Here is an 18,532-nt window from a genome sequence, read left to right as displayed (position 1 = left end):
ACCTCGGTTCGACTCCGGGAGGCGCCTCCACTATTCAAAGTAGAAAGGCCAGCAGAAATGCTGGCCTTTTTGCTATCTGAGATTTCACTTCTACGCATTACATCCAAAATTCTTATCTTTGCTCTCTGTTCACTAACATCTCTAGGGACATAGTGCTTATGTGATCACTTTCTTTGTCAGTTTTCCCTTCAGGAGATCTATCATTTGCTATACAGCAAACAAGATCTGTTAACTAATTGTGGTGTTCGCGAGTGGAATTTAAGAGGAGTGGAAAAGGGCGCCTGTCCTTTGGGTCATTAAGTTCTTCATATTTATACATAGTTGCTCATGAACCTGTAACGCTTTCATGGGTTATTACAGTTCTTATGACTATAAATGAAAATGATTGTCATTTACTTACGTTGTTGCTAACCTATTATGAAACTTTACAACATCCTCTCTAGTGCAAGAAAGTGTATATAAAACCCCGCTAAACCCCATTAAACCTACGGTTATTCGTTTGCTTAGCCTGATAATTAAGCAGATCTACCTCTTTTGTTCTACCCCTTTAGGGTAGTTTGTTTTCGTAATTGATTTACATCATATTTTCATTTTCTTTCATAATTCATTATTCGCTCAGTTAAGAAATATATAACCTTCAGGAATTCTTATGAGCAAGATGAAGCTAGTCGTAATCGGTAACGGGATGGTCGGCCATCGCTATATCGAAGATTTAGTCGAGAAGACAGATGTTACAAACATGGACATCACTGTGTTCTGCGAAGAACCACGAGTAGCATATGACCGTGTGCACCTTTCTTCTTACTTTTCACACCACACTGCAGACGAACTTTCTTTAGTTAAAGAAGGCTTCTACGAGAAACACGGCATCAACATGCTGATCGGTGAACGTGCAATCAACGTTAACCGTGAAAAGAAAACAGTTTACTCAAGCACTGGTCGTGAAATTCAATACGACAAACTTGTTCTTGCTACTGGCTCTTTCCCATTCGTACCACCAATTAAAGGCAACGAAGGTAAAGACTGTTTCGTTTATCGCACTATCGAAGATCTGAAAGCGATTGAAGCTACGGCTAAAAACTCTAAGTCTGGTGTGGTTGTGGGTGGTGGTCTACTTGGTCTTGAAGCGGCAGGCGCACTAAAAGCACTTGGCGTGACAACACACGTTGTTGAGTTTGCCCCTAAATTAATGGCTGAGCAGCTTGACCAGGCGGGTGGTAACCAACTTCGTCAAAAAATCGAACGTATGGGCGTAAACGTACATACAAGTAAGAACACGCTTGAGATTGCTCCTGAAGGCACTGAAGCTCGTAACGTAATGCGTTTTGCCGACGGTACAGAGCTAGAAACTGATTTCATCGTATTCTCTGCTGGTATTCGCCCACAAGACAAACTTGCTCGTCAAATGGGTCTAGGTATTGCACCTCGCGGTGGTATCGAGATTAACGATCACTGTCAAACGACAGACAAAGATATTTACGCTATCGGTGAGTGTGCGTCTTGGAACCAAACGTTCTACGGCCTTGTTGCTCCTGGTTATAAGATGGCGACCGTTGCTGTTGACCACGTTGTTGGTAACGAAAGCACATTTGAAGGTGCTGACATGTCTGCGAAGCTGAAGCTTTTAGGCGTGAAAGTAGGCTCTATCGGTGATGCAAATGGTCGTACTCCTGGTTGTAAGAGCTACGTTTACCAAAATGATGAGTCAGAAGTCTACAAGCGTATCATCGTTTCTGAAGACAACAAGAAGCTTCTTGGTGCAGTAATGGTTGGTGATACGTCTGATTACGGCGATCTTCTACAGCTAATGCTGAACGAAATCGACCTTCCAGAACATCCAGATGCATTGATTCTTCCTGCACACGCTGGTGCTGAAAAACCAACACTTGGCGCAGACTCTCTTCCTGAATCTGCAGTTATTTGTTCTTGTTTTGATGTAACGAAAGGCAAGATTGCTCAAGCAGTCGCTGAAGGTCATCATACAATTGGCGATATCAAGGCAGTAACAGGTGCTGGCACTGGTTGTGGTGGCTGTATTCCACTTGTGACTTCAGTATTAAACGCAGAGCTTGCTAAAGCCGGTGTTGAAGTGAAGAACGACGTTTGTGAGCACTTTGCTTACTCTCGCCAAGAGCTTTTCCACTTAATTCGTATCGAAGAAATCAAAACGTTCGACGAGTTGCTAGAGAAATACGGTAAAGGCTACGGCTGTGAAGTATGTAAGCCTCTAGCGGGTTCTATCCTTGCTTCTTGCTGGGGTGAACACATCCTTAAGCCTGAGCTAGTGAAGCTGCACGATACCAACGATAACTTCCTAGGTAACATGCAAAAAGACGGTACTTACTCTGTAATCCCTCGTATGGCGGGTGGTGAAGTAACACCTCAAGCACTAAGCGTTCTTGCTGATGTTGCTGCAGAATACAACCTGTACACCAAGATCACGGGTGCACAACGTATCGGTCTGTTCGGTGCTCAGAAAGATGACTTACCAGCTATTTGGAAGAAGTTAATCGCTGCGGGTTACGAAACGGGTCAAGCTTACGCAAAAGCACTTCGTATGGCTAAGACATGTGTTGGTTCTACTTGGTGTCGTTACGGCGTTCAAGATTCAGTTGGTCTAGGCGTGATGATCGAGAACCGTTACAAAGGCATCCGTACTCCTCATAAGATGAAGTTTGGTGTGTCTGGTTGTACTCGTGAGTGTGCTGAAGCTCAAGGTAAAGATTTAGGTATCATCGCGACTGACGCGGGCTGGAACATGTATGTGTGTGGTAACGGTGGTATGAAACCTCGTCACGCAGACTTGCTTGCAAGCGACTTAGACCAAGAAACGCTAATCAAGTACATCGACCGTTTCATGATGTTCTATATTCGCACGGCTGCTCCACTACAACGTACTTCGGTATGGATGGACAACCTAGAAGGTGGTGTTGATTACTTACGTGAAGTGATTGTAGACAACAAGCTTGGTATCAATGACCAACTTGAAACGGACATTGCTGGCCTAGTTGATAACTTCGCTTGTGAATGGACAGATACAATCAACGACGAAGCTCAACTTAAGCGCTTTGCACACTTCATCAATGCTGATGACCGTGATGATAACGTTGTGTTTGTTGAAGATGGTCGTGAACAACACCGTCCAGCAACATTCACCGAGAAACACCCTGAAGCCATTACTTCAAAGCATCAGGGCGACATCATTCACGTAGAATCTGTTTAAGGGGAGACGACATCATGGCATTTACCAAAGTTTGTAAGATCGAAGACATTATCCCAGGTACAGGTGTTTGTGCGTTGGTTGGTGGTGAGCAAGTGGCTATCTTTCGCCCAACTAAGGCTGAAGAAGTATTCGCGATTAGCAACACAGACCCATACTTCCAATCTAACGTGTTATCACGTGGTTTGATTGTTGAGCACAAAGAAGAGCTTTGGGTGGCAAGCCCACTTAAGAAGCAACGCTTTAACCTAGCAACAGGTGTGTGCATGGAAGACGAGAACTTCAACGTGAAAGCGTATAAAGCTCGTGTTGCCAAAGGCGCTGTAGAAATCTCTGCTTAATCTTCGGATGCATAAGATTTGATAGTTCAAGGGTTCTAGTTCTCGATATTGCCTTAACTCGGCAACTAGAGCCTTTTCCTATCCAATTTTAACTTTTAATTTTACTTTTTTAAGGACAACCTTATGTCTCCTGATTACAAACCAGCTGAATTCGTTCAAACGATGATCGATGTGGGTGAAGCGAAAACGAAAACAAGTACTCGCGACCTTCTGATTCGAAGCACTATGGCTGGTATCATCCTTTCTCTAGCGGTTGTTGTTGCTATTACAGCAATGGTACAAACCGGTATTGGCCTTGTTGGCGCACTTGTGTTCCCAGTTGGCTTTGTCATTCTAAGTGTAATGGGTTATGACCTAGTAACTGGCGTTTTCGGCCTTGCACCTTTAGCGAAATTCGACAACCGCCCAGGTATCACTTGGGGCCGTATCCTACGTTGTTGGGGTATTGTTGGTCTTGGTAACCTTATCGGTTCTTTGATTGTTGCTTTCCTAGTGGCTGTTTCTTTAACAGGTAACTTCTCTCTAGAACCAAACGCTGTTGCTCAAAAGTTCATTGCTGTTTCTACGGGTCGTAGCCTAGGTTTTGAAAACATGGGTATGGACGGATGGATCACGTGTTTCGTACGCGGCATCTTCTGTAACCTTATGGTATGTCTTGGTGTGATTGGTAACATGACTGCTTGCACAGTGTCAGGCCGTGTAGCAATGATGTGGTTCCCAATCTTCATCTTCTTCGCACTCGTATTTGAGCACACAGTGGTAAACATGTTCCTATTCCCACTAGGTATGATTCTGGGCGCTGATTTCGGTATCGCGACATGGTTGAACTTCAACCTTATCCCAACAATCCTAGGTAACATCGTTGGTGGTCTACTAATGACGTGTGTTCCTCTATACCTAACTCACGCTAAAACAGCTCCTTCTCTAGGCGCTAAGTAATTCTGAATACGGTGAAACGTAATTTAGTATGAGATTGAAAGCCCCAACGAAATGTTTGGGGCTTTTTTAGTTCAAATACCTTAAGCATCACCAAGGTGTTGATTCTTATTGAGTAATACCAATCACAGTAAGTAAGTGATCAGAAATAGCGCAGGAAAAAGGCTTGAGAACAAGACAGAATTTTTCGATAAGTAGTTATTCTACAATCAAAAATTCTAACGAAGTTATCGAGCGTTTTAACAAGCTAGGATGAACAGTTATTTACTACGATTGGTATGAAATACCTGCAATAGATCGTTTTGTTATAATTACTTCTATCTTCGTTAGTATTTAAACTGAATATTTATATCAACACCTGATAGTCTAAGGGTTAAGGATTTGGATAAGTCATCATGAATACAGTGACTTATCACATAGATTGAAGCTTGAGATAAAACAAGCAAACCTTCGGAGCACAGCATGTCAGAAGTATCGTCATCGAATGTTAAAGAAGTAAACAAAGGATTTGTTTCATTGGTAGGTGCAGGTCCAGGCGACCCAGACTTACTTACACTAAAAGCAGCACGAGTGATTCAACAAGCAGACGTGTTGGTATATGACCGCTTGGTATCAAAAGATATCTTAGCGATGGCTAACCCAGAAGCAGAAATGCTGTATGTGGGTAAAAAGCTCGATCATCACTGTGTACCTCAAGATCAGATCAACCAATTATTGGTCACTAAAGCCCAAGAGAACAAGCACGTAGTACGCCTAAAAGGTGGTGACTCGTTTATCTTTGGCCGTGGTGGTGAAGAGTGTGAAACGTTAGCTGAGAATGACGTGAGATTTGAAGTCATTCCGGGCATCACAGCAGCTGCAGGCGCAACGGCTTATGCGGGGATTCCGTTGACGCACCGTGATCATGCACAAAGCGTGCAGTTTATTACCGGCCACTTGAAGAAAGATGGCGAAGATATTGACTGGCAATCTCTTGCTCAGCACAACCATACCATCGTGTTTTACATGGGCTTGAAAGAGAGTCCAAACATTCAGAAAAACTTACTGGATAACGGTATGCGAGCGGACATGCCGGTTGCGATCATCGAAAACGGTACTCGCCAAGACCAAAAGGTGTTTAGAGGTGGGTTACGTGATTTGGCTGACCTTGCTAGTGTCGCAAAGAGCCCTGCATTGATTGTTGTAGGCAGCGTGGCTCAGCTCCATGAAAAACTGGCTTGGTTTAACAAGCAAGCTTAATCGTTTGACCTTCTAGTTGGCTCTCTAAGCCACTACTGAGCTCAGCAAGAATCAAATACTGCAGCGGCTGCCTTGTCGCTGCATTTCTTGTTGGCGCATCGGCATTTCGTCAATGATATTGGTGATCTGTTTCCAATCTGTTTTGCCACTCCACCGGTGCTTCTCTTTTCCGTCTTTGCCAATCAAAACAGCGGTGTGTGATCCTTTCGGGATTTCATAAATGCTAGTGACAGCCTCTAAGTTAAACTCTTCTTCTAGCCAAGTCGGGACTGTATAACCACTCTCTGCAATAACCATAATGACGACGTCTCGCTCGTCTAATTGACAGTTATTGAGCAACACTTCATTGAGAAACTCTTTAACGACTGAATCTTCCTTTGGAGCGAAATAAATCACACTGCGGTGCGGCAAAGGCTTTGAGTGAGAATAGGCGGGGTAGGCGAGTACTGAATTGATGGTTAAGCTCATGATTAATACCGTACTGATGGTCAGTAGTTTAAGCAAACTAAACCAGACACCAGAGTTTGATGGTTGATTTAAAGTTTGCATCGCTTTGGTTGTGTCGATGCTTACGTTCGATTTGTGTGTTTGTCGGTGCAGCATTGCCAACCTCCCTTTAAAAGTTCTAAGCCTCAGTACGATTTGAATGCTACGTAAAGAAGAAGGTGAAGATCAGACCCACCTAAGAAACGTTCAAAACAAATCCACTTACAATAAGCATAGTTAGGATTACGTTAAAGACACTTAGCTTTACGCTAAAGATATTAGGTTTACGTTAACGATATCTGGCAGGTTCATTTTTATTGAGTAAAGCGACTCGCATTTTACAATTGAATAGAATAGGGTATACGGAAAATCTAAAGGTATGAATTTATGGAAAACATAGCAATATTGGTCGACGTTCAGAACGTTTACTACACGACGCGCGATAAATATCGTTCTAACTTCGACTATAACCAGTTTTGGTATGTTGCCACGGAAGGGCGTAACGTTGTTGCCGCTAATGCTTACGCAATCTCTAGCCAAGATCCTAAACAGCGCCAATTTCACCATATCCTTCGTGGTGTGGGTTTTAATGTGAAATTAAAGCCGTTTATTCAGCGTCGAGATGGCAGTGCAAAAGGCGATTGGGATGTGGGTATTGCGTTAGACGCGATAGAACTTGCTGAGACGGTTGATACGATTGTTTTGGTGTCAGGAGACGGTGATTTCGAAATTCTTGTAGAGCGAATCAAAGAGCGCTTTGGCAAGCCTGTTGAAGTGTATGGTGTTCCGGGGTTAACTGCTCAAAATCTTATCGATTCTGCCTCAAAATTTGTACCGATTGAAAAAGATTTTCTTCTATAGAGGAAATCGGGCACTTTATAATTGAAATCAATAATAACGATAATTAGAATGCAAACAGTTCTTATTTATCGGTGTGTGTAATGTCTCGCGTTTTAGTTGTTGATGATGATATTCAGTTGTGTGAATTACTGGGTGAAGTGTTAGAAAATGAGGGGTATCACGTTGATACTGTTCATTGCGGTGAATCCGCGCTTGAGTTTATTCAAACTCATCCTGTCGATTTGGTTCTACTCGATGTAATGCTTCCTAACTTAAGCGGCATTCAAGTAGCAAGACGCATTTGTCAGCGTTTTGCTACTCCTATTCTTATGCTAACCGCACTTAACGACGATGCCTCAATGCTCGATGGCTACCAAGCAGGCGCCGACCAGTACATCGCTAAACCTTTCAATGTTCCAGAACTCTTAACCCGTATTAAGGTGATCTTGCGCCGAGTGGGTTTTGAACGCCAAAGACAATCTTTAGCTTCGTCTAATCACGGCTTGTGTGAACAACTCTCTCGTTTGCCATTAACTGGCACTGAAAAAGACTTGCTTGATTATTTGGTCAAAAATGACGGTATTGTCGTCTCAAAATCTGATCTGCAAATCCATGTACTCAAGAAAGAACTGTGTCCTTTCGATCGTAATTTAGATATGCATATCAGCAATATACGTAGAAAGCTCGTTCAGGCCGGTTTGTCTAAACAACATATAAAAACCGTTCGTGGTAAAGGTTACAGTTACCTAGAGTCGGTCGGAGCATGAGTAAAAAACTGCTGCGATGCCCTGATTTTATTACTAAACGTAAAGACGGACTCACTTTCCAATTGTTCAGTTACCTGACCGTCATTTTGGTGAGTATTTTGATCCTGCAAGGTGTTGCTGAAAGAGCCTTGATGAAAGCGCTGCTTAAAGTGCCAGAATCGGTAAAAGCGGAAATGCTCGACCTTGCTTACCAAGCGAATGTGTTGATTGAAGAAGGGGACATGGATGAACTCGCGGACTGGGGTAATGCTCAGCAGTATTATCTGTTCGTCATCGACAAAGACAATCGCCCGATCACACATCGTCACATGCATCCACATTTTGAATTTAAGCTCAAATACTTAAGAACGTTAGATCACCAACTTAGTGATCGTGTGAGTAAGCCCATCTTCGGTCTACCACTGGATAACGGTAAAACACTGGTTATCCAACTACCGCACCAATTTCATCCCGCTAAATCTTTTGCGCCATACTCCTATATGCTTAAAGCATTGATTGCATTGGTCGTATTGTCTCTGTTCTCGATTATCATGGCCAAAAGCCTTCAGCAACCGTTGGATAGATTGAGAGAAGCGAGCCGCAGACTGGCTCAAGGTGACTTCACGGTCAGTGTGGTGTCGGAGTTGAACTCCACCACGCGTGAATTCAACGAGCTTGCACACGATTTTGATCATATGACCTTTGAAATTAAATCTCTGGCTGAAAAGCAGCGTCGATTGATTCGTGACGTATCACATGAGCTAAGAACACCATTAGCAAGGCAGAACCTCGCATTACACTTACTACGTAATAAGGTAGATGAGAAAAGCTTAGGATTACTTGAGCGGATGGAAAGCGAAACAGAAGAGATGAATAAGCTGGTGGGTGAGATACTCGAGTTCAGCCGCTTAGAAACCTCTCGCTATGACTCCAAGTTAAGCTTGATGCACCTTGAGCACTATTGTTCAATGTTGATCGCCCAGATGCAAAATGATTTGAAACCGAATCAAACTTTAATTGGATCCCTAGAGACACCGACATCAATGGTGAACGTTGATGAGAGGCTACTGCTTAGAGTCATTGGTAACTTGATCGGTAACGCAATTAAATACGCGGGTGAGAACGCTCATGTTGTCGTGACTACATATGAACAGGTCACAGATAAACGTTACAGTGTCATATCTGTGGAAGATGACGGTGACGGTATTCCTGATAACAAGATTGCAGGTATATTCGACCCGTTTACACGAATAGAATCAGCTCGAGATAAACAGTCTGGCGGTTACGGTCTAGGCCTTGCGATTGTTAAAGAAGCGATGGGTGTGATGAATGGGCATGTGACCGCTGAGAATAGAGAAGGTGGGGGACTAAAGGTGAACTTGATGTTCCCAATCGGTGATTAGCTCTCTCTATTGAGAAGAACGCAAAATAGATAATTGTCCCAACTCAGTTGTACTGACTTAAGCGATACCCAATAAAAAACGCCACTGCAGATGCAGTGGCGTTTTTCTTTATGCGCTTTGGTATGAGCTAGGCGTAGCCATTAATTACGCCTGAGCTTGAAGACAAGAGCATCAGATAAGCGAGACTATGCCTGTTGGCGAGCTAGCTTAACTTCTTCTTCTTTCTCACCTGCTGCAGGGTCGTTGAAACGAGACTCATCAAGAGCGCCTTCAGACTTAGCAACGATGATAGATACGGCACTATCACCTGTGATGTTTACAGCGGTACGGATCATGTCTAGAAGACGGTCAACACCCATGATTAGAGCGATACCTTCTAGCGGTAGGCCGACTTGGTTCAATACCATCGCTAGCATAACTAGACCAACACCAGGAACACCTGCAGTACCTACAGACGCTAATGTCGCTGTCAGGATAACCATTAGGTAATCGCCCATAGTAAGGTCGATGTTATATGCTTGTGCGATAAACGCAGTCGCAACACCTTGCATGATTGCAGTACCGTCCATGTTCACTGTTGCACCTAGTGGTACAGTGAACGAAGCGACTTTGTTGTCTACACCCATACGGTTTTTAGCCGTTTCCATGGTTACAGGAATCGTTGCGTTCGAAGATGCTGTTGAGAATGCAAACATGATTGCATCTTCCATCTTGCGTAGGAACGTAATAGGGCTAAGGCCAGTGAATCCTTTAAGCATCGCGCTGTAAGTCACCAAACCGTGTAGTAGAAGAGTACCTGCAAGCACTAAGAAGTACTCAGCTAGATTCCAAATTGCACCTAAACCAAGGCCAGAGAACAGTTTCGCCATCAAGAAGAACACACCGTAAGGAGCAAGGTTCATCAGTAGCGCAACAAGCTTCATGATGACTTCATTCAAATCAGAGAAAACTGCAGCGATACGTTCGCCAGGTTTACCAGCTGCACTGATAGCGATACCGAACAACACAGCAAACACGATAACTTGAAGTGTCTTACCCTCAGCCATTGCTTGAATAGGGTTGGTAGGGAACATGTCGATGATTACTTGACCCAAAGAAGGGGCATCAGCTGATTTGAATGAGCTAGCAGCAGTAAGGTCAGCACCAGCTCCAGGTTGGAACAGGTTACCGATAGTCAATGCTAGAGTGATAGCAACGGCTGTAGTACCGATATAAAGTGCAAGCGTTTTGCCACCCATACGGCCAAGAGTTGATAAGTCTTTAAGGGAACTTGTACCACACACTAGCGAAACGAAGACTAGAGGGACAACAAGCATTTTTAAACTGGCGACAAAAATTTGTCCGCCTACTTCAAAGAGTCCGTTAACGATGTAGTTGTTAACAAATCCACTTTCTGCAAAAAGGGATTGAATGGCAAATCCCGTTAATATACCTACGACCATACCAAGAATTACACGGCCAGTCAGAGACATAGGTTTTTTGGTATTCATTTAGAACACTCCTTATTATTTATAACTTTGATACCTTTTCAAAGTGAGCAGGAGATTAGCAGTCGGTTGATCAAATCGAAAAACAAAAAATGAGTTTGGAATTATAGATGTGATCAAAATCACTGATAATTGTGTAAATTAAACAAATTCAAATAAAATAATTCACTGTTGGTTAACATTTGTCGAGGGTTTTATACATAAAAATGCGGAATCAAAGCTAATAAATAAGAGAAGATAAATTTTTTATCGTTTTTGGCTTGTTAGATTGAGTGAGTAAATAACGCTGTTTCAAAATTTTTGATTGTCGAGATAAGGACAAGACAAGAATCACTTCTAAGTATCTGTATTAAAGCAGGTTCTGTTACATCGAATGAATAACGCTTACCAAGGCCTTTACAAAACTTTACGAATGCAAAGAATGTAAATTTAATGCAAATGGTAATAGTTATCACTTATATTCTCTCGCGAAAAGATTCAGTGGTACCGGCAACGGTTCAGCGAGCACATCAAATAATTAACCATAGTGCTCGTACAAAAAGAATAAAAGCGGAGTAAAGGACATGTTTTCAAAGAGCCCATTGGCTTTAGTGATCGGCGCAGTATTAGCTTCACCAGCAGTATTGGCAGAAACAGTAAAAACAGACGAGCACATGGTTGTTGAAGGTCGTGACTACGGTTACAAAGCCGACACGAACACAACAGCAATGCGCATGGAGGCGACTCAATTAGAGACTCCGGGACAAGTTTCAGTAATCGATGAGCAAATCATCGATGAACAGCGTGCTAGCACACTAGGTGAAGTTCTTAAGAACGACGCTTCTGTAGGTGCCGGTTCAAAATCAACGAACCGTGAGCGTTTCACTCTTCGTGGTTTTGATTTAGACAGTAGCTCTGGCTACTTACGTGACGGTGTTCAACATTGGTCACATTACCGTCAACCAGTTGAGCTATTAGAGCGTGTTGAAGTACTTAAAGGCCCTGCAGGTCTACTTTACGGTAAATCAGCGCCAGGTGGCCTTGTTAACATGGTTTCTAAGAAGCCTGCATACGAGACTCAAGTAAACGTAAGCCAAGATATCGGTTCTGATAGCTACACGCGTACTACCGCTGATGTAAGTGGTTCACTAAACGATGACCAAACCTTACGTGCTCGTCTTATTGTTTCGCAAGAAAACCAAGACTCTTACCGCACACGTTTTGATGGCACAGATGTAGAAACCGACCGTTTTGTTGGTGGTCTATTTGTTGATTACGATATTAACGAAGACATCATGTTGTCAGTTCATTACGACCGCACAATCGAAGAGGGCGATTTAGACAATGGTTCTAAAATCGACACTTCTACAGGCAAGGCTATCGACCCTAACACGGTTAATGATCAACGTTTCGCTCAAACAGATAACGACGTTGCTAACTACGGCGCTTCGATAACTGTTAATTTAAACGAAACTTGGTCTGTTAAAACAGGTATTAGCCGTCAGTTCTACGAGCGTCAGCGTACAGAATCGAACAATACTGTATACAGCGATAAAAACGGCGGTTACGGCTACAAAGTATCAGATCGTCACGACGAGTGGACGTTTGACACGGCTTACGTAGATTTTACTGGTGATTTCGATGCACTAGGTGTAAACCACCGACTACTTGTTGGTGTTAATGGCCTTCATTACGACTACGAACGTTTATACGACTCTGGTTACACTTGTGTTAATGCAACTGAAGCCGAAGCAGAAGCTGCATGTGGCAATGGTTTTGATATGCCTTCTAACGTTAGCTACAAGAACGACAATGAAGTATCTCACTCTGAAAGCCAACACTACGGTCTATATGTTCAAGACTTAGTAACACTTAACGACCAGTGGCAAGTTCTTGGTGGCGTTCGTTTCGCATACGACAAAACGACGAGCAGTTCTAATCAAGAAGAGAGCTACAACAACATTCTTCCAAAGTTTGGTGTAATTTACTCTCCGGCTTCAAATGGTTCAATTTACGCAGTTTACTCTGAAAGTTTCGAGCCTGTTGGTGAAATCACAGATCAAGATGACGTGAACTTTGGTCAGTCTCAAGATGCTAAGAAAGGCACACTTTACGAGCTAGGTTCTAAGTGGGAACTGTTTGATGAGCGTTTGTTTGTATCAGGAGCATTGTTCCAGATCACTCAATCGAACATGCAAGTGACAGAAGACCTAGACCCAGCAAGTAATAACGGCAAAGAAACACGTACAACTCAAGTTGGTGAACAAGTTCATACTGGTGTTGAATTGGCTGCAACTGGTTACGTGACGGAAGCATTCTCTGTAAGTGCATCTACAATGTTCCTAGATGCTGAGTACCAGAATGACCCTGCTCTAGAAGGCAAAACACCTGCTGATGTACCAGAATTTACTGCGAGCATTTGGTCTACTTACTCGTTCAATAACGGTACTGACGTAAACCTTGGTGTTTACCACGTAGGTGAGCGTTACACTGAAGATTCAAACACCTTCAAAAAAGACGCATACACTCGTGTAGATATGGGTATCGCACATACAATGAAGTATGACGAGAACCTAGATTTCGTCGCACGCTTCAATGTAGAGAACCTGTTTGATACTGACTACCTTGAAGGTGGCAGCACGAGCAACGTTGTTGTTGGCGAAGGCCGCAACTACATGGCGACTTTACAGGTAAAATACTAATTTGTTAGTAGGGTACTATTGGTAGCTTAAATGCTAAGGGGGAAGTTTCGGCTTTCCCCTTTCGTGATTCTACTATTTAGCAAAAATATCCCTAGTAATGCGAGTGACTTTTAATGATAATGAGACTGCTTATCAATAAAATTCATTTAAACTTCTTCTATAGTAAATGACTACAATTATGAATCTTTTAAAATCTAGCCTAGCGCTTGCCATCAGTTTGGTTGCAACGTCTTCTATGGCCAATAGCTTGGATCAAGCTCAATCAATTCAAAACAAGACCAATAACGCGTCGGCTTCGAGCCAAAAGGTTATTGATAAAAGCTCACAAGCGACTTTAATGCTGCAAGCTGAGATTGAGCGTCTGCAAGAAGAAGTTAAAAACCTAGAAATCTATCACGATCACCTTGCTGCATTAGTTGAGAGCCAAAACAAAGAAGCTCAAAGCATTGAAGAGCAGATCGAAGAAATCAAATACACACGCCAAGGTGTCGTGCCTTTGATGTATCAAATGATCGATGGCTTGCAACAGTTGGTAGAAAAAGACGTACCGATTAAGAAAGAGCAGCGTCTAGAGAGAGTTGAAAAGCTTCAATCAATGATGACTCGTGCAGACGTAAGTGATGCTGAGAAATACCGTCGTATCCTAGAGGCATACCAAATCGAGATGGACTACGGCATTAAGTTGGGTGTTTACCAAGGTCGTGTCGCATTGGCGAGTGATAAAACAATCGAGGCAGATGTTCTGCACCTAGGTCGTATCTCTTTGGTTGCTCGTAATCTAAATGGCAGCCAATACTGGGCTTGGAATCAAACAGAAGCTCAATGGCAAGAAGTTGATTCTTCGATGAAGTCTGAGCTCGATAAAGCTTACGATATTGCTAGCCAACAAGCGGCTCCAAGCTTGATTACTTTACCTGTTTCTTTAACTGTTGCGGAGGTTAAGTAATGAACTTAAAACCATTAGCAGCATTGCTTTGTATCACGTCTATTTCCTTTTCTGCTTTCTCTGCATCAGACACGACGGCTCTGCTCGTTAACAAAGCAAAATCAGAGAGTCGAACTCAAGCTTCTCACAACGTAGTTCGTGAAGCTGATTTCAAAAAGACAGAACAAGAACTGAAAGCGATCAAAGCGCAACTTGAAGCGAAACGTACGTCTATCCAAGGTGCGACAGATGTTCTGACTCAAACCTTCAGTGATAACGAAAATAAGTTGGCTCGCTTAGAAGAAAAACTGCGCTTAGAAACAGGTAGCCTTGGTGAGCTGTTCGGTGTCGTTCGTCAAAACGCAAAAGAACTCGGCGCAGAGCTTAGCTCAACAGTAAACAGCGTTGATCGCGCTGATCATACAGCGACCGTTGAACAAATTATCGATGCGAAATCACTGCCATCAATGCCACAACTCTCTGGTTTGTGGATGAGCATGGTTGAGCAGATTCAAGCGAGTTCTGAGCTGAGCAAATCTCAAATTGCATTCATTAATGGTGAAGGCAATACAAACAAGGTTGATGCTTACCGCCTAGGCTCGATTGGCCTAGTGACAGATCAAGGTTACGTTAGCTGGAACACTCAGCGTGAAGACGCAATCGCATACCTTAAACAGCCAGAAAATGGTCCAACGCTAACATCACTTTCTTCACTGGCAAATGGTGAAGTAGCAAATGTTGTTGTCGATCCTTCACGTGGATTCATGTTGGAGCAGTTGGCGCTAACACCTAGCCTATCTGATCGCCTTCAAGCGGGTGGTGTAGTTGGTAAAGTGATTCTTGGCTTGCTTGCAATTGGCTTAATCATCGCATTAGTTCGTGGCGTTTCACTAGCTATCGCTCGCCAGAAAATTCGTGCGCAACTTAAGAATCCTGAGCAAGCTGGCGATAACCCACTAGGCCGTGTTCTTGCCGTGTACAACAAAGAACAAAACCAAACGGTTGAAGCCTTAGAACTACGTCTTTTAGAAGCTGTTGTTGATGAGCAGACTCACTTAGAGAAAGGTCTATCAATGCTTAAGTTATTGGCAGCGCTAGCACCAATGTTAGGTCTTCTAGGTACAGTAACGGGTATGATCGAAACGTTCCAGGTAATCACACAGTTTGGTAATGGCGACCCGAAAGTAATGGCGGGTGGTATTTCTATGGCGCTTGTAACAACCGTACTTGGTCTTGTCGCTGCAATGCCTCTTTTACTGGCACACAACATTCTTAGCACTCAGGCTGAAAATATTCGCAATATTCTTGAGAAACAAGGTATTGGTCTTGTTGCGGAGCAGGCGGAAAAAACGGTTGAATCAAAAGCTGTGGTTTCACCAGTTGGGACTGCTGCGTAATGGATATTTTGTCGGGTTCTCTATTACCAGCGAGTTGGTTAACGAGTGACTGGCTGCTGTCTTTATCAAGCTTTATGGAGCAGGGCGGTTTCGTCTTGTGGTGGCTAGCGGCTGTTGTCCTAGTGTATTGGGTGCTTGTGGTAGAGCGCGTGTTATATCTCGCGTTCTACTTTCCAAAGCAGCGCCAAGCTTGGATTACTAAGTGGCATGAAAGAGAAGAGCATTCTTCTTGGCATGCCAAAGCCATTCGTGAAGGTTGGTTAGGGCAAGCAAGTATTTTACTTAACCAGAACTTGAATTTTATTAAGCTGTTAGTCGCTATTTGTCCTATGTTGGGTTTGTTAGGTACCGTCACCGGTATGATCTCTGTTTTTGATGTGATGGCGACTCAAGGAAGCAGTGACCCTAAATTGATGGCTTCAGGTATCTCGTTGGCAACACTGCCAACCATGGCGGGTATGGTTGCTGCATTAGCGGGCATGTTTGTTCATGCTCGTTTAGCGAAAGTGTGTAACCGCTTAGAATTGAAATTAGAAAAATCTTTAAGGAGTCAACGATGAGACTCGGTCGACGTCATTCTAAAAACGAAGAGGCTCAAATAGACCTTACTTCGATGCTTGATATTGTATTTATCATGCTTATTTTCTTTATTGTGACCAGTTCATTTGTTCGTGAATCAGGGGTTGAAGTTAATCGCCCACAAGCGTCTAACGTAGTAAGCCAAAAGGATGCGGGCATCTTTGTTGCGATTACTTCTGCGAATGACATCTTCATAGATAAACGTGTTGTTGATGTTGAACGTGTTCAAGCAACGTTAGAACACTTGTTACTAGAACAACCTGATGCTTCTTTGGTTATTCAAGCGGATGAACACGCTTACAACGGTACGGTTGTTAAAGTGATGGACGCCGCTAAAGGTGCGGGTGTTAAAAACATTGCGCTTGCTGCTGAAAAGCGATGATCTTGGAGGATCTTCATAAATGATTCGCCTATTTCTTGCTTTACCGCTAGCGGGTGCATTGGGCTTAGCTCTGTTTTCTTTTATGGCTTGGATGGTCGATAATGGCCACCAACGTTCACCAGACGATAGCGAGACGTTAAGTTTCAACATGGTAATGGTGGAACAAGAACAAGAAGTCCAAAGAAGACAACGTGCAGTCCCTGAAAAACCAGAAATGCCAGAGCCGCCACCGGAAGCGCAAGCGTCTCAGTCACAAGCTGAAGTTACGCCTCTGAATTCGATGTCTTCACTGCCTTCTTTGGATTTGAATACATCGATTGACGGCCTAGCGATTAACGCTCCGACATTTTCTGACTTCGGGTCAAACCAACAGGCAATGCCTCTGTATCGAGTAGAACCTCGTTACCCAGCGAAAGCGCTGAAGCGTGGCGCTGAAGGCCATGTCATTATGTCTTTTACCATCGACGAAACGGGACGCCCAATTGACATTCAAGTCACTGACGCAAACCCACGTCGTATGTTTGAACGTGAAGCGATGAGAGCACTTAAAAAATGGAAATATCAACCGAAAGTCGTCGATGGAAAAGCGATAGCTCAGGTTGGTCAAACCGTGAAACTAGAGTTTAAGTTGGCAAAATGATGAAACAGATATGGATGTTAGTGGGCTTGTTGTTAATGCCCCTTACAACACAAGCGCAAGAGCTGACCCAATATACTGCTATTCGTGTTCAAAAGGCACATAAGCTTGCTCAAGATGAACAGGTTAAACAGGCCATTGACGTACTTGCAGGCTTGGAGCTATCTAAAGGCTATGACAAAGCGTACGTAGCTCGTATGCTGGGTGTGTTTTACTGGCAAGATGGCAAAACCGATAAGGCAATTAAGCAGCTTACTTACGCCGTAGACACTAATTTGCTGGTCGATGAACAAGCTTGGGTAACCAAGCGTATGCTTGCCGATCTCTTATTAAACGATCAGCAGTTCAAAAACGCGCTTCCACATTACTATGAGTTAGTTAAAACAGCGCCAGAGGCAGAAAAGAAAGACGTGCTTTGGATGCGAATTGCACAAGCGGAATACCAAATCGAAAACTGGTCAAAAGTACTGGTAGCCATTGGTAATCGCGACAAGTTCAATGCAAAACCAGAACTGTCGCCTCTATCGCTAAAACTGGGTGCGCAACTACAGTTAAAGCAATGGAAGCAATCTATTCCAACACTGGAAAGCCTAATTGAACTTCAACCAGAAAAAGACAACTGGTGGCGTCAGCTTGTGGGCATTCAGTTAAGACTAGAGCGCAACCGTGATGCATTGAACACGTTAGCGTTGGCAGATCTTCAAGGTGTGGAGCTGAAAAACTCAGACCGCAGACTACTGGCTCAGCTTTATGCTAAACGCGGTATTCCAGAGCGTGCAGCACAAGAGATCGCAAAGTTAGATGATGCGAACAGCGATGTTCAACTTCTGGCTGAGCAAGCAACATACTGGCAGTTAGCGAAAGAGTGGGACAGTGCTATTGAAGTGTGGACGTTAGCGTCTAAAAAAGACACGCAATATCATTGGAACGTGGCTCAATTACTGGTGCAGCAAGGTTACTACGATCGTGCTCTGGTTGTTTTGGATAAAGTGAAAGACAAGAACAAGCAAGCCGATGTTGCTTTAGCGAAAGTACGCTCATGGTACAAGCTCAAGAATTTTGATAATGCTCTTGCTCAAGCGAAACGTGCGAACAACATTGAGCCATCTTCTGAAGCAAAAGGTTGGATTAAATATCTGACTCAGCTAAGAACAGTCAGTGATAACGGCAACGTTTAACTACTAGTAGCACAACAGAAGACAAGATAAAATAATCAAGAGAAAAGGGTGTCAT

Annotated in this window: 16 protein-coding genes; 14 read left to right on the top strand and 2 right to left on the bottom strand. The window is 43.4% G+C overall.

The window, feature by feature from the left end; translation table 11 throughout:
• The first annotated feature begins 649 nt into the window (after positions 1-649).
• The 4 genes from nirB (at position 650) to cobA (ending at position 5,736) form a co-directional block, all read left to right on the top strand.
• Entirely contained in the window at positions 650-3,223 is a 2,574-nt protein-coding gene (gene nirB / locus A142_RS11050; protein WP_019822806.1) for a nitrite reductase large subunit NirB, read from the top strand.
• Between the two features lie 14 nt (positions 3,224-3,237).
• Positions 3,238-3,561, top strand: a complete 324-nt coding sequence (gene nirD / locus A142_RS11045; protein WP_017058221.1) for a nitrite reductase small subunit NirD — start codon at positions 3,238-3,240, stop codon at positions 3,559-3,561.
• A 123-nt stretch (positions 3,562-3,684) separates the two neighbouring features.
• Positions 3,685-4,500, top strand: a complete 816-nt coding sequence (locus tag A142_RS11040) for a formate/nitrite transporter family protein (protein WP_019822803.1) — start codon at positions 3,685-3,687, stop codon at positions 4,498-4,500.
• Positions 4,501-4,959: 459 nt separating this feature from the next.
• Positions 4,960-5,736, top strand: coding sequence for a uroporphyrinogen-III C-methyltransferase (cobA, locus tag A142_RS11035; protein ID WP_019822801.1), 777 nt, complete (start codon positions 4,960-4,962; stop codon positions 5,734-5,736).
• Between the two features lie 51 nt (positions 5,737-5,787).
• Here cobA and A142_RS11030 read toward each other — a convergent pair whose 3' ends face one another.
• Positions 5,788-6,339 carry a DUF4174 domain-containing protein gene (locus A142_RS11030; protein WP_019822799.1) on the bottom strand — a complete coding sequence of 184 codons (552 nt, stop codon included), beginning with the start codon at positions 6,337-6,339 and terminating at the stop codon, positions 5,788-5,790.
• Positions 6,340-6,609: 270 nt separating this feature from the next.
• On the opposite strand from A142_RS11030, the gene A142_RS11025 reads away from it, so the two are divergent.
• The 3 genes from A142_RS11025 to A142_RS11015 all read left to right on the top strand — a co-directional run bounded on the left by A142_RS11025 (position 6,610) and on the right by A142_RS11015 (position 9,211).
• Positions 6,610-7,083 (top strand): NYN domain-containing protein, encoded by a 474-nt coding sequence (locus A142_RS11025; protein ID WP_004731130.1) that lies wholly within the window; start codon positions 6,610-6,612, stop codon positions 7,081-7,083.
• Positions 7,084-7,163: 80 nt separating this feature from the next.
• Positions 7,164-7,829: a response regulator transcription factor gene (locus tag A142_RS11020; RefSeq protein ID WP_019822797.1), complete on the top strand. Its 666-nt coding sequence runs from the start codon at positions 7,164-7,166 to the stop codon at positions 7,827-7,829.
• Positions 7,826-9,211 (top strand): sensor histidine kinase, encoded by a 1,386-nt coding sequence (locus tag A142_RS11015; protein ID WP_019822795.1) that lies wholly within the window; start codon positions 7,826-7,828, stop codon positions 9,209-9,211. The genes A142_RS11020 and A142_RS11015 overlap by 4 nt, the downstream gene beginning before the upstream one ends.
• A gap of 185 nt (positions 9,212-9,396) precedes the next feature.
• Here A142_RS11015 and A142_RS11010 read toward each other — a convergent pair whose 3' ends face one another.
• On the bottom strand, positions 9,397-10,701 hold the full coding sequence (locus A142_RS11010) for a dicarboxylate/amino acid:cation symporter (protein ID WP_019822793.1): 1,305 nt from the start codon (positions 10,699-10,701) through the stop codon (positions 9,397-9,399).
• A gap of 560 nt (positions 10,702-11,261) precedes the next feature.
• Between A142_RS11010 and A142_RS11005 the strand changes: the two genes are divergently transcribed.
• The 7 genes from A142_RS11005 (at position 11,262) to A142_RS10975 (ending at position 18,477) form a co-directional block, all read left to right on the top strand.
• Positions 11,262-13,379: a TonB-dependent siderophore receptor gene (locus A142_RS11005; RefSeq protein ID WP_019822792.1), complete on the top strand. Its 2,118-nt coding sequence runs from the start codon at positions 11,262-11,264 to the stop codon at positions 13,377-13,379.
• A gap of 178 nt (positions 13,380-13,557) precedes the next feature.
• The gene (locus A142_RS11000) at positions 13,558-14,325 is read left to right on the top strand and encodes a DUF3450 domain-containing protein (RefSeq protein WP_019822790.1); all 768 of its coding nucleotides are present in this window, start codon (positions 13,558-13,560) and stop codon (positions 14,323-14,325) included.
• The gene (locus tag A142_RS10995; protein ID WP_019822788.1) at positions 14,325-15,701 is read left to right on the top strand and encodes a MotA/TolQ/ExbB proton channel family protein; all 1,377 of its coding nucleotides are present in this window, start codon (positions 14,325-14,327) and stop codon (positions 15,699-15,701) included. The genes A142_RS11000 and A142_RS10995 overlap by 1 nt, the downstream gene beginning before the upstream one ends.
• Complete coding sequence (locus A142_RS10990) at positions 15,701-16,261, top strand: MotA/TolQ/ExbB proton channel family protein (RefSeq protein ID WP_019822786.1); 561 nt, start codon at positions 15,701-15,703, stop codon at positions 16,259-16,261. The genes A142_RS10995 and A142_RS10990 overlap by 1 nt, the downstream gene beginning before the upstream one ends.
• The gene (locus A142_RS10985; RefSeq protein WP_004731145.1) at positions 16,258-16,662 is read left to right on the top strand and encodes an ExbD/TolR family protein; all 405 of its coding nucleotides are present in this window, start codon (positions 16,258-16,260) and stop codon (positions 16,660-16,662) included. Before A142_RS10990 ends, A142_RS10985 begins: the two co-directional genes overlap by 4 nt.
• 19 nt (positions 16,663-16,681) lie before the next feature.
• Positions 16,682-17,302, top strand: a complete 621-nt coding sequence (locus tag A142_RS10980; RefSeq protein ID WP_019822784.1) for an energy transducer TonB — start codon at positions 16,682-16,684, stop codon at positions 17,300-17,302.
• Positions 17,299-18,477 (top strand): tetratricopeptide repeat protein, encoded by a 1,179-nt coding sequence (locus tag A142_RS10975; protein WP_019822782.1) that lies wholly within the window; start codon positions 17,299-17,301, stop codon positions 18,475-18,477. Before A142_RS10980 ends, A142_RS10975 begins: the two co-directional genes overlap by 4 nt.
• Positions 18,478-18,532 lie beyond the last annotated feature (55 nt).

It is taken from the genome of Vibrio splendidus 12E03, assembly GCF_000272105.2.
GTDB classification, from domain to species: Bacteria; Pseudomonadota; Gammaproteobacteria; order Enterobacterales; family Vibrionaceae; genus Vibrio; species Vibrio splendidus_I.
This window is presented reverse-complemented; position numbering and strand designations above follow the sequence as displayed.